The sequence below is a fragment of the Kitasatospora sp. NPDC005748 genome (assembly GCF_040630735.1).
In the GTDB taxonomy this organism is placed as follows: domain Bacteria; phylum Actinomycetota; class Actinomycetes; order Streptomycetales; family Streptomycetaceae; genus Kitasatospora.
This window is the reverse complement of sequence record NZ_JBEXYD010000020.1, coordinates 99,270-110,911: the sequence shown is the minus strand read 5'-3', so window position 1 is coordinate 110,911 and position 11,642 is coordinate 99,270. Positions and strand designations below refer to the sequence as shown.

Annotated in this window: 10 protein-coding genes; 7 read left to right on the top strand and 3 right to left on the bottom strand. The window is 74.0% G+C overall.

Annotation, left to right across the window (positions count from 1 at the left end):
• Positions 1-1,462 (bottom strand): DUF1906 domain-containing protein (locus tag ABZ495_RS17660; protein ID WP_359836696.1); only part of this gene is annotated, 1,462 nt, incomplete at its 3' end.
• A gap of 601 nt (positions 1,463-2,063) precedes the next feature.
• The gene (locus ABZ495_RS17655) at positions 2,064-2,267 is read right to left on the bottom strand and encodes a cold-shock protein (protein WP_057227626.1); all 204 of its coding nucleotides are present in this window, start codon (positions 2,265-2,267) and stop codon (positions 2,064-2,066) included.
• A gap of 322 nt (positions 2,268-2,589) precedes the next feature.
• On the opposite strand from ABZ495_RS17655, the gene ABZ495_RS17650 reads away from it, so the two are divergent.
• From ABZ495_RS17650 to ABZ495_RS17620, 7 genes are all read left to right on the top strand, one after another.
• Complete coding sequence (locus ABZ495_RS17650; RefSeq protein ID WP_359836694.1) at positions 2,590-3,489, top strand: menaquinone biosynthesis protein; 900 nt, start codon at positions 2,590-2,592, stop codon at positions 3,487-3,489.
• A gap of 160 nt (positions 3,490-3,649) precedes the next feature.
• On the top strand, positions 3,650-5,374 hold the full coding sequence (locus tag ABZ495_RS17645; protein ID WP_359836692.1) for a serine/threonine-protein kinase: 1,725 nt from the start codon (positions 3,650-3,652) through the stop codon (positions 5,372-5,374).
• A gap of 92 nt (positions 5,375-5,466) precedes the next feature.
• Positions 5,467-6,690: a cyclic dehypoxanthinyl futalosine synthase gene (mqnC, locus tag ABZ495_RS17640; RefSeq protein WP_329489229.1), complete on the top strand. Its 1,224-nt coding sequence runs from the start codon at positions 5,467-5,469 to the stop codon at positions 6,688-6,690.
• A 63-nt stretch (positions 6,691-6,753) separates the two neighbouring features.
• Positions 6,754-7,428, top strand: coding sequence for a hypothetical protein (locus ABZ495_RS17635; protein ID WP_359836691.1), 675 nt, complete (start codon positions 6,754-6,756; stop codon positions 7,426-7,428).
• Between the two features lie 231 nt (positions 7,429-7,659).
• Positions 7,660-8,247, top strand: a complete 588-nt coding sequence (locus tag ABZ495_RS17630; protein WP_329489231.1) for a hypothetical protein — start codon at positions 7,660-7,662, stop codon at positions 8,245-8,247.
• A 122-nt stretch (positions 8,248-8,369) separates the two neighbouring features.
• A complete protein-coding gene (locus ABZ495_RS17625) occupies positions 8,370-9,065 on the top strand; it encodes a demethylmenaquinone methyltransferase (RefSeq protein ID WP_329489232.1) in 696 nt (231 codons plus the stop codon).
• Positions 9,066-9,487: 422 nt separating this feature from the next.
• A complete protein-coding gene (locus ABZ495_RS17620; protein WP_329492213.1) occupies positions 9,488-10,777 on the top strand; it encodes a geranylgeranyl reductase family protein in 1,290 nt (429 codons plus the stop codon).
• An 84-nt stretch (positions 10,778-10,861) separates the two neighbouring features.
• Here the strand turns inward: ABZ495_RS17620 and ABZ495_RS17615 are convergent, their stop codons facing one another.
• Entirely contained in the window at positions 10,862-11,569 is a 708-nt protein-coding gene (locus ABZ495_RS17615) for a peptidylprolyl isomerase (protein WP_329489233.1), read from the bottom strand.
• Between the last annotated feature and the right edge of the window lie 73 nt (positions 11,570-11,642).

Below are 11,642 nucleotides of genomic sequence, written 5' to 3'. Positions count from 1 at the left end.
CGCCGGTGTCGCCGAACGGGACCGAGAAGGTGACGTTGGCGTTGTCGTTGGTCAGGTAGAACGCCCGGTCGCCCGGCCGGTAGATGCCGATGGTGTCCTTGCCGTCGCCGTTCCAGTCCCCGACCAGCGGGATGTCGCCGGTGTCGCCGAACGGGACCGAGAAGGTGACGTTGGCGTTGTCGTTGGTCAGGTAGAACGCCCGGTCGCCCGGCCGGTAGATGCCGATGGTGTCCCGGCCCGGCCCGCTCCAGTGCCCGGTGAGCGGGATGTCGTTCGCCGAGCCGAACGGCGCGGCGTGGGTGAGGTTGCCGACGCTGTCGGCCAGCGCGAAGGTCTGGCTCGCGGGGCGGTAGATGCCGGTCTGGGTGGGCTTGCCGGTCGGCCTGGTGGTGACCTGGACGTCGAGGTAGTCCCGGTCGATGCCGATCGTGACGCCGCCCCAGGTCTCGGTGGCGTTGCCGTCGTACTGGTGGGCCCGCTGGTGCCCGGCCCAGGCGGTGCTCGGGAGCGCCGGGTCGGCGGTGTCCGCGACACCGTTCCAGCGCGCGGTGAACAGCGCGTCGGGCATGGCGTAGCCCTTGCCGCTCGCGGCCGTGGCGACCAGGTCCGCCATGCCGGTGGCGGCACTGCTGTAGAGGCCCGAGTTGTAGCCCAGCGCGTGGAGTTCGGTCGTCCAGGCGGAGAGGAACGGCTGGACCACCCCGGAGTAGGCCGCGACGTTGTAGGACTCCATGTCGTAGTACAGGACGCTCCCGGGGCCGAGCCCGAGGGCGGCGGCCTGCGCCACGGCGTCGTCGGCCGCGGCGGTGCCCTGCGCGGCCGGCGAGGTGATCCGCGATGCCTGGGCACCGACGTACACCGGCAGGAAGCGCCAGCCGGCGGTGTACTGCTGCTGCATCCAGGCGGCCGTCAGGTTGGGCTGGGCGCAGGCCCGGGCCGCTCCGCCGATGTAGATGCCGACGGCCTGGTAGGGCGAGTCGGCGCGCCAGGCGCTCATCGCGGCGGAGTCGGGTGCGGTGCAGGCGTCGAAGCCCTTGCCGGTGTACCTGGTCGCGTCGGCCGGCAGCGCGGGCGCGGCGGCCGTGGTCGCGGCGGCGGACCCGGTGGCGGGCGCTCCCGCGGCCGGCGCCGCCGCGGCCGGACCCGGCTTCCGCGCCGGGCCGGCCGGGAACCCGGCCGAGGCGAGGATCGTCCGGACCAGCGCCTGGTCGTCGCCGTACACGCCGGTGGCCGTGACGCCCGGGGCGGTGGCGCGGACCTCGCGGTCGATCTCCGACACGGTCGTGGCGGACGGGGCGCCCTCGGCGCCGGGCTCCAGGAGCAGCGCCTCGGTCCGGCCCACCAGGTGGGCGGGGCAGTCCTGCCGGGCCCCCGGCGTGCCGAGGTAGACGGCGTGCTGGTCGAAGCGCACGCAGGCCGTCGGATCGGCCGTCAGGTCGATCACGGGCCAGTCGGCCGGCACCGTGAACGTGTGTCCGAGGTAGGAGACGTTCTTGCCGGGGGCCGGCGAGGTGCCGGGCGCGGCCTGCGCCGGTCCCAGAGCCGCGACGGACAGGACCGCCGTCGCGCCGAGGGCGGTGAGTATTCGGCGGCGGGCGCCGGAATGCGTGGTGATGACGTTCTCCCTGGGGAAACGGCCCCGGCGGTGCCGGGGCTCACGGCTGTGCCGCGCGCCCGGGCACCGGTGACCGGGCCGGGAGGCGGCAGCACAGCATAGGGATCACGTCTGACAGTCCGACAACACCTTTACGTTCCAGGCGGTGTCGCCACGAGCGGTGCCGGTCGGGCACCGGAGCCCGCCGTCCCGGGGCGGGCCGTCGGTCACGCCGTCGACCGGCGGCGGAACGGGGCCGGGCAGGGCCGGGAGAGGGTCGGAGGGGTCCGCGGCCGCCGGGAGTGGGCACCTGTGCGTGGTTCCGCGAGACCGGCGCCGGGCCGGGAAAGGCAGGGGGCCCGGCAGCTGGCCGGGCCCCCTTGGGTACTGCTCTTGTGCTCATGATGACGGCCGCGGGGGCCGTCTGCGGACCCGAGGGGTCCCGAGCGATCAGGTCATCAGAGGATGATCAGATAGCGGTAACGTTCTCCGCCTGCGGGCCCTTCGGACCCTGGGTGACGTCGAAGCTGACCGCCTGGTTCTCCTCCAGCGAGCGGAAACCGTTCGCGTTGATGGCGGAGTAGTGGACGAAGACGTCGGGGCCGCCGCCCTCCTGGGCGATGAAGCCGAAGCCCTTCTCAGCGTTGAACCACTTGACGGTTCCCTGAGCCATGCCGTTCTCCTTGCGAGGGACGTATTGGGGGCCACACCGTGTGGCACCCGGTCCGCTGCGCTGATCGCCCTGCCTCCGGACGGGTCCGGAGTTTTTCGATATTGCTGAAAAACTACAAAAAGCCTGCGGTTACATGCTCCGCAGGCTTCAAGTACTGCAAGGGGAATCAAACTGCAACTGAGGGCAACGCTAGCATGCGGTCGCGGTGACGACCAGGGGTGACTTACGGGCCGGACAGGGCGTGTCGCAAGGCCGGTGCGGGGCTTCCGGAAGGGCGGGCATACCCTGCCTGGAGGCCCACGAACAGCAAGGGAGCGGCGCAGTGGCGGTACCGGATGCGGAAACGCACGAGCCCCGGCAGAACCCCCCGGTCAGGCCGCGGGTCGGACACATTCAGTTCCTGAACTGCGTACCCCTCTACTGGGGGCTGGCCAGGACGGGCAATCTGCTCGATCTCGACCTCACCAAGGACACTCCGGAGAAGCTCAGCGACCAGTTGGTCGGCGGCTCCCTCGACATCGGCCCGATCACCTGCGTCGAGTACCTGCGGCACGCGGACGAGCTGCTGGTGCTGCCCGACATCGCGGTCGGCAGCGACGGACCGGTGATGTCCTGCGTGATCGTCAGCAAGGTCCCGCTGGCCGAGCTGGACGGCCGCCGGGTCGCCCTCGGCTCCACCAGCCGGACGTCGGTGCGGCTGGCCCGGCTGCTGCTGGAGGAGCGCGAGGGGGTGCGGCCGGAGTACTTCAGCTGCCCGCCCGACCTGGACGCGATGCTCGCCGAGGCCGACGCCGCCGTGCTGATCGGCGACCCGGCGCTGCGGGCCTACCTGGGACAGGCGGCCGACCAGGGCCTGACCGTGCACGACCTCGGCGCGATGTGGAAGGAGTGGACCGGTCTCCCCTTCGTCTTCGCCGTCTGGGCCGCCCGCCGCGACTTCGCCGACCGCAGCCCCGAGCTGACGGCGGCGGTGCACCGGGCCTTCCTGGAGTCCCGCGACCTCTCACTGGTCGAGGCCGGCGCGGTGGCCGAGCACGCGGCCCGCTGGGAGGAGTTCGACGCCGGGGTGCTGGAGCGCTACTTCAGCGAGGCGCTGGACTTCTCGCTCGGCGAGCGGCAGCTGGCCGGCATGGCCGAGTTCGCCCGCCGGGTCGCCCCGGACAGCGGCTTCGCCCCGGACGTCACGGTCCGGCTGCTGGAGCCGGCACCGGCGGTGGTCTGACCCCGCCGGGAGGTCCGACCGCGGGGGAAGGGGTGCGCCGGTCCTTCCGCGCCACCCCTCCCGCCCCGCGCGGCCCGGTAGCGTCTGCACGCGAGATCCGTGCGGTCGGCGGTGCCTGGAGGGCGCCGGCGACGCCGGGCGGTCGAGGGGAGCGTGCGGGATGCAGGCACTGGGGGCGGACGACCCGCGACAGGTCGGCGGGTACCGGCTGCTGCGGCGCCTCGGCGCGGGCGGGATGGGCCGGGTCTACCTCGGCCGGACGGCCGGCGGCCGCACGGTGGCCGTCAAGCTGGTCCGCGGCGAGCTCGCGGAGGACGCCGAGTTCCGGGCGCGGTTCCGGCAGGAGGTCGCCGCCGCCCGCCGGGTCGGCGGTGCCTGGACGGCGCCCGTGCTGGACGCCGACACCGAGGGCGAGCACCCCTGGGTGGCCACCGGCTACGTGGCCGGTCCCGCGCTCGGCACCGCCGTCCGGGACTTCGGCCCGCTGCCCGAACAGGCCGTACGGACCCTCGGCGTCGGGCTCGCCGAGGCGCTGGGCCATGTCCACGGCCTCGGACTGGTGCACCGGGACGTCAAGCCCTCCAACGTCCTGCTGACGCTGGACGGGCCGCGTCTGATCGACTTCGGCATCGCCCGCGCGCTGGACGCGACCAGCGGCTTCACGCAGTCCGGCTACGTGGTCGGCTCGCCCGGCTTCATGTCGCCCGAACAGGCGAACGGGCAGCCGGCCGGGCCGCCGAGCGACGTCTTCTCGCTGGGCGCGGTGCTGGCCTTCGCGGCCACCGGGGTGCAGCCCTTCGGCGAGGGGGTGAGCGTGGCGGTGCTGCTCTACCGGGTGCTGCACGAGGAGCCGGACCTCTCCGGGCTGGCCGGGCCGCTGCGCCCGATCGTGCTGGACTGCCTGGCCAAGGACCCGGCCGCCCGCCCGGCCCCGTGGCAGCTCCGGGAGCGGCTGGACGCCGACGGCGCGGCCACCGTACGGCTCGGGCGGGGCGGCTGGCTGCCGCCCGCGCTGGCGGCGGGGGTCGGCCGCAGCGCGGTCGAACTGCTCGACCTGGAGGGGGAGGTGGAGGCCGGGGGAGCCGGCGCCCCGCGGCGCCCGGCCGCGGCGCCGGACCTGCCGGGCGGTCGGACCCCGACCGACCGGGTGCCGGCCGGTCACCCGCAGGCCGGCCACCCGCAGGCCGGTCACCCGCAGGCCGGCCACCGGTCGTACGACGATCCGCCCCGCGACGCCGTGCCGCAGGACCGGGCGCCGACCGGGCCGGAGCGGCCGGGGCACCGGGTGCGGAACGCGGCGCTGGTCGCGGTGGCCGTCCTCCTGGTGCTCTCGGCCGGCGGCTACGGCGCCTACCGGGGCTTCCGGGGCGAGGCGGCGGTGGAGCACCCGCCCACCGACGGGCCGACGGTCACGTCCTCGTTCAGCTGGTCGGCCAGTTCGACCTCCACCACCTCCTCGTCCACGACCTCCTCCTCCACCACGCTGCCGCCCGGCCCGGTGCCGCCGGGCACCGGCGGCCCGAGCGTCGTGCCGGCCGGCTTCCTCGGCACCTGGCGCGGGGAGATGACCACCGACAAGGGGCTGCCCGCCGGTACCACCACGCTGGTGATCGGCCCGGCCGCGGTCGGACAGGAGAACACCACCAGCCGCAACGCCGTCACCGGGCTGATCTCGGTCAGCTGCGAGGGCGCCTGGACGCTGGACTCGGCGTCCGAGGGGAAGCTGGTGTTCACCTCCCGGCTGGTCCGCTCCTCGCTGCCGGGGGCGTGCAGTGGCGGCTCCAACGCGGAGACGCTCACCCTGCAGAAGGACGGCACGATCCGGTTCTCCTCCGCCGATCCGGCGGCCGGGAACCCGACCGGGACGATGCGGAAAGCGGCCTGACGCCGACGCGCGAAAGCGCTGGCGTAGGCTGGTTCGGCCGTACCCGGAAGCACTGAAACGCACAGCAGTACCGAGAGAGAGAAGGCCGCCAGGTGTCCGAGCTCGCAGCGACCACCCTCGATGCGCCCAGCACCGACCTGCAGGCCGTGCTCGACCGGGCGGCCGGCGGTGGCCGGATCAGCCCGGAGGAGGCCCTGGAGCTGTACCGCTCGGCGCCCCTGCACGCGCTCGGCTCGGCGGCCGACGCGGTGCGCCGCCGCCGCTACGCCGGCACCGAGCACATCGCGACGTACATCATCGAGCGGAACATCAACTACACCAACGTCTGCGTGACGGCGTGCAAGTTCTGCGCCTTCTACGTGCCGCCGAAGAGCGACAAGGGCTGGTCCCGCGACCTCGACGAGATCCTGCGCCGCTGCGCGGAGACGGTCGAGCTGGGCGGCACCCAGATCATGTTCCAGGGCGGCCACCACCCGGACTACGGCGTGGAGTACTACGAGCGCGCCTTCGCGGCGATCAAGGCGGACTTCCCGCAGCTGGTGATCCACTCGCTGGGCGCGTCCGAGGTCGACCACATGGCCCGGCTGTCCGGGGTGTCGGTCGAGGAGGCCATCACCCGGATCCACAAGGCGGGCCTGGACTCCTTCGCGGGCGCCGGCGCCGAGCTGCTGCCGGCCCGGCCGCGCAAGGCGATCGCACCGCTCAAGGAGTCCGGCGAGCGCTGGCTGGAGATCATGGAGGCCGCGCACGGCCTGGGCGTGGAGTCCACCTCCACCATGCTGATGGGCACCGGCGAGACCAACGCCGAGCGGATCGAGCACCTGCGGATGATCCGCGACGTGCAGGACCGCACCGGCGGGTTCCGCGCCTTCATCCCGTACACCTACCAGCCGCAGAACAACCACCTCAAGGGCTCCACCCAGGCGACCGTCTTCGAGTACCTGCGGATGATCGCGATCGCCCGGCTGTTCCTCGACAACGTCGCGCACATCCAGGGCTCCTGGCTGACCACCGGCAAGGAGGCCGGCCAGCTGTCGCTGCACTACGGCGCGGACGACCTCGGCTCGGTCATGCTGGAGGAGAACGTGGTCTCCGCGGCCGGCGCCAAGCACCGGTCCAACCTCACCGAGCTGATCCACCTGATCCGGGCCGCCGACCGCGTCCCGGCCCAGCGCTCGACCACCTACGAGCACCTGCGGGTGCTGGACGACCCGGCCAACGACCCGGTCGACCCGCGGGTCGCCTCGCACATCGCCTCCACGGCGATCGCGGGCGGCACCGCGCACCCCGAGCTGAAGATCCTCGACAACGGCTGACGCCGGCGTCCGGGGCGCCCGCCGCAGGGGCGCCCCCGCCGGCCCCGCAACGGTGACCTCGCCATGCTGACGCTGCACCGGGCCGCCCTCGTGCTGCCCGACCCCGCCGACCCCACCGCCCCGTCCGTCGCCGACGGGGCGGTGCTGGTGCACGGCGAACTGATCGCCGCCCTGGGTCGCCACGCCGAGCTGGCCGCCGCCCACCCCCGGGCCCGGCTGCGCGACTGGGGCGACGCCCTGCTCACCCCCGGGCTGCGCAACCCGTACGGGCACTGGCTGCTGGAGAGCGCGTACCACCCGGACCCGCGCGAGGAGCTCGGGGACGCGCCGGTGCCCGGTGGACTGCTGGGGGAGGCCGACGAGGCGCGCTGCGGCGCGAGCGCCCGGCGCGGGCTGCAGCGGATGCTCGGCTCCGGGGTGACGGCGGTGGCCGGCCCGTTCGAGCGGGCCTCGGTGCGGACGGCGGTGGCCCGGTCCGGGCTGGCCGCGCTGCCCGGTCCGGCCGGTCCCCCCGGTGCGGAGGGGCCGCTGGACCCGCTCGCCGTGCTGCCGCTCGCGGCGGCGGTGCACGGGCGGCTGGCCGTGGGCGGGCGGGCCGACTTCGCGGTGTTCGCGCCGGCCGGCGCCGCCGGTGCGTCCGGTGCCGGTGTCTCCGACGGCGCTCGCGGGCCGGCCCCGCGGCCGGCCGGCTGCCTGGCGACGGTCCTGGCCGGGCGGTTGGTGTACCGCCGACGCTGAGCCCCGGCTACTCGCGGGTAGCCGGACTCCCGTGCGACGTACGATCGTTCCTTCGTGTGCCGCCGAACTGCGGTGTCGGCCATATTGTCTGATTCACCCTTCGCCGTGACCTGAGGGCCCGCCAGCGGATACGATCCCGGCAGCTCAGTCCGTACCCTCACCACGCACCACCCGTCCCCACGGGTGGCGGGGCCCCGTCCCAGGCCCCGAAGGCTAGCCAGGACAGGAACCATGCGATCCGCGACCGTCCCCCCGCCGCGCTTCCCGCGGTTGGGCCGTGGCTGGTACCTCACCGCCGTGCTCAGTGCCGTGCTGGCCGTCGGCATGTGCCTGCTCGGCTGGCGCCAGACCGAGCAGGCCGACCGGATCGGCGCGCACCCGGTGAGAGTGGACGGCGTCGTCACCCAGATGCCCTCCGGCGGCGGCTCCTACAGCACCGTCAGCTACCGGGCCGCCGGCCAGCAGCACACCGCCGCCGCGCTGCCGCTGGCGGACGGCGCCAAGGTCGGTGACGCGGTCTGCCTGGAGCACGCCGCCGACGACCCGGGCGCGGTCCGGATCTGCGGCGCCACCTACCCGCAGCCGGTCGGTGTCGGACTGGCCCGGTTCAGCGTGCCGGTGGCCGTCGTGCTCTTCCTGGTCTGCGTGCTGAGGATCCGCCGGCACCGCCGGGCGGTCGCCATCCGCAGCGGCACCGGGCGGTTCGCGACCACCGTCGCGCTGGCGACCGGCGCGCTGGCCGAGGGGATGCCCGCGATAACGCAGGGCAAGCGCTCGCGCCGCAGGCGGCGTTCGGGCGGGCGGCGCGGCCTGCACTGAGGCCGCGCGCCCTCCGGGGCACGCCCCGGCCGGGGCGGTGACGGGCCGCGCGGAGCGACCGCGACGGGCGGGCGGCGTGCCCCCTTGCCGAACCCGCCGGTGGCAGGGTGAACAATGGGGACGTGACCCGAGCCTCTCTGGACAAGCAGCCGCACGAAGTCGCCGCCATGTTCGACGACGTCGCGGCCAAGTACGACCGCACCAACGACGTGCTTTCCCTCGGCCAGGCCCGTGCCTGGCGCCGGGCGGTGGCCGAGGCGGTGGCCGCCGGTCCGGGCGACGTCGTGCTCGACCTCGGGGCCGGTACCGGCACCTCCTCGCTGCCCTTCGCCGAGGCGGGCGCCACGGTCGTCCCGTGCGACTTCTCGGTCGGCATGCTCGCGGAGGGCAAGCGCCGCCACCCCGAACTGCCGCTCACCGCGGGGGACGCGACCAGGCTGCCGTTCGCCGACGGCACCTTCGACTCGGTGACGATCTCCTTCGCGCTGCGCAACGTGCAGGACACCGACGCGGCGCTGAGCGAGATGTTCCGGGTCACCAAGCCCGGCGGAAAGCTGGTGATCTGCGAGTTCTCGACGCCGACCTGGACGCCGCTGCGGACGGTCTACACCGAGTACCTGATGCGCGCGCTGCCGCCGGTGGCCACCGCGGTCAGCAGCAACCCGGACGCCTACGTCTACCTCGCCGAGTCCATCCGGGAGTGGCCGGACCAGCCGGAGCTGGCCGCGAAGCTCCAGGAGGCCGGCTGGTCCAAGGTCGCCTGGCGCAACCTGACCGGCGGGATCGTCGCCCTGCACCGGGCGTACAAGGTCTCCTAGGGCCCGGTCCGACGGTCCGCGCGCTGGTGCGGCGCGAACGGTCGGCCCGGCTACGGCCTGGGCCGCTCGATGGTGGTGCACCTCCTTCGCCAGTGCCGTCATCGGTGCGGTGCTCGCGCGCACGGCGGTCCCCTCCGGGCCGGCGCAGGTGCCCTCGCTCGGCGGCTTCCGGGCGACGTTCGCGATCGGGTGCCGGGGCGGCGGCGCTCGGGGTGCTGGTCATCGCGGTGGTGCCGGACGGCGCCGGCGCGGACCGAGGGGACACCACCGGGGGCACCACCGGGGTCGCCGCGCGCGGCGGACGCCGCGGACGCCGCCCTCGGACCCCGTCCCGGGGCGGCAACTAGACTGCCGGGGTCAACGCCTCCGTCCCCAGCCGTAGCTCCAGGAGAGTGCCCACCGTGTCCGAGACCGCAGCCGACCTGACGAAGCCGGACAGCCCCGTGGAGAGCACCGCGGACGTCATCGTGGTCGGCGCGGGCCCGGCCGGCGCCACCACCGCGTACTACCTCGCCCAGGCCGGGCTGGACGTGCTGCTGCTGGAGAAGACGTCGTTCCCCCGCGAGAAGGTCTGCGGCGACGGTCTGACGCCCCGTGCCACCAAGCAGCTGGTCGACATGGGGATCGACGTGTCGACCGGGAACGGCTGGCTGCACAACAAGGGCCTGCGGATCATCGGCGGCGGGGTCCGGCTGGAGCTGGACTGGCCGGAGCTGTCCGCGTTCCCCGACTACGGGCTGGTCCGCAAGCGCGCCGACTTCGACGAGCTGCTCGCCCGTCAGGCGGAGAAGGCCGGCGCCCGGCTGTACGAGCGGTGCAACGTCAGCGGCCCGGTGCTCGACGACCGGACCGGCCGGATCGTCGGCGTCACCGCCCGGCTCGGCGACGAGAAGCGTGCGGTGACCTTCCGCGCCCCGCTGGTCGTCGCGGCCGACGGCAACTCCACCCGGCTCTCGCTGGCCATGGGCCTGCACCGCCGGGAGGACCGTCCGATGGGCGTCGCCTACCGGACGTACTTCAACTCCCCGCGCCACGACGACGACTACCTGGAGTCCTGGCTGGAGCTGTGGGACACCCGCGCCGGGGAGCGCAAGCTGCTGCCCGGCTACGGCTGGATCTTCGGCATGGGCGACGGCACCTCCAACGTCGGCCTCGGCATCCTCAACTCCTCGCCCGCCTTCGGCGAGCTGGACTGGCGCGACGTGCTCAAGGCCTGGTGTGCGAGCATGCCGGCGGAGTGGGGCTACACCCCCGAGAACATGACCGACCCGATCCGCGGCGCCGCCCTGCCGATGGCCTTCAACCGGCAGCCGCACTACACCCGCGGCCTGCTGCTGGTCGGTGACGCGGGCGGCATGGTCAACCCGTTCAACGGCGAGGGCATCGCCTATGCGATGGAATCCGGCCAGATCGCGGCCGGCGTCATCGTCCAGGCCAACGCCCGGGTGACGGAGGGCGGCCGCGAGCGCGCCCTCCAGGCGTACCCGCGCATCCTCAAGGACGTCTACGGCGGCTACTACACCCTCGGCCGCGCCTTCGTGAAGCTCATCGGCAACCCCAAGGTGATGCAGCTCGCCACCCAGCGCGGCCTGACCCACCCGATGCTGATGAAGTTCGTGCTCAAGATGCTGGCCAACCTGACGGACCCGCAGGGCGGCGACGCCATGGACCGCATCATCAACGGCCTCGCCCGGGTCGCCCCGAACGCCTGATCCGCCGCCGTCCGGAGCTCCGGGCTGCGGCGGGGGCGCTCCCGTACGGTTCCGGTGACGCCGGCCGCCGTACGGGAGCGGGGTTCAGCGGGCGCTGATCCGCACGTTCCGGAACTTCACCGGGAGGGTCGGGAAGCCGTCGCCGGGGCCGTTCTGGTCGTCCTCGCCGCCGGCCGCGATCTTCTGCAGGACGTCCAGGCCGGCGGTCACCCGGCCGAACGGGGTGTAGGCGGGGGAGAGCTTGGTGTCCTTCCAGACGATGAAGAACTGGCTGCCGTTGGTGTTCGGCCCGGCGTTGGCCATGGCCACGGTGCCGGCGGGGTAGGTGGCACCGGTGAGGTTCTCGTCGGGGAACGAGTAGCCCGGGCCGCCGCTGCCGGTGCCGGTCGGGTCGCCGCACTGCAGGACGAAGATCCGCTGGGTGGTGAGCCGGTGGCAGTGGCTCTTGTCGAAGTAGTCGTGCTCGGCGAGGAAGCGGAACGAGAACGTCGTGCAGGGCGCCTCGGCGGTCAGGGCCCGGAAGGTGATCGCGCCCTGGCCGGTCTTCAGGGTCGCCTGGTAGGGCTTGGCGGCCTTCTTGGCGTCGAAGACCGGGATGCCCTTGAAGTTGTCGGCGGGCACGGCCGGGGTGTACGCGCAGCCGGGGGCCGCGGGCGGGGCCGGCGCGGGGTCCGCCGCGGCGGTGCCGGTGGTCGCGGCCAGCAGGAGGACGGTGGCGGCGGCGGGCAGCGCCCAGTGCTTGCGCCTCATGTGACGGGCCTTCCGGGGGGTGGTGGACGGCTGGATTGTCATGGCGACATCATCCATGGTCGGGCGGGGATCCGGTAGACGTCGGGGGCCGGTGGTGGGCGGTGGGTGGCAGGGG

Bases quoted from the DNA above. Each gene is read 5' to 3' on its own strand.
- ABZ495_RS17655 (WP_057227626.1), bottom strand. From the start codon at position 2,267: ATGGCTCAGGGAACCGTCAAGTGGTTCAACGCTGAGAAGGGCTTCGGC.
- ABZ495_RS17645 (WP_359836692.1), top strand. From the start codon at position 3,650: ATGCAGGCACTGGGGGCGGACGACCCGCGACAGGTCGGCGGGTACCGG.
- ABZ495_RS17635 (WP_359836691.1), top strand. From the start codon at position 6,754: ATGCTGACGCTGCACCGGGCCGCCCTCGTGCTGCCCGACCCCGCCGAC.
- ABZ495_RS17630 (WP_329489231.1), top strand. From the start codon at position 7,660: ATGCGATCCGCGACCGTCCCCCCGCCGCGCTTCCCGCGGTTGGGCCGT.
- ABZ495_RS17615 (WP_329489233.1), bottom strand. From the start codon at position 11,569: ATGACAATCCAGCCGTCCACCACCCCCCGGAAGGCCCGTCACATGAGG.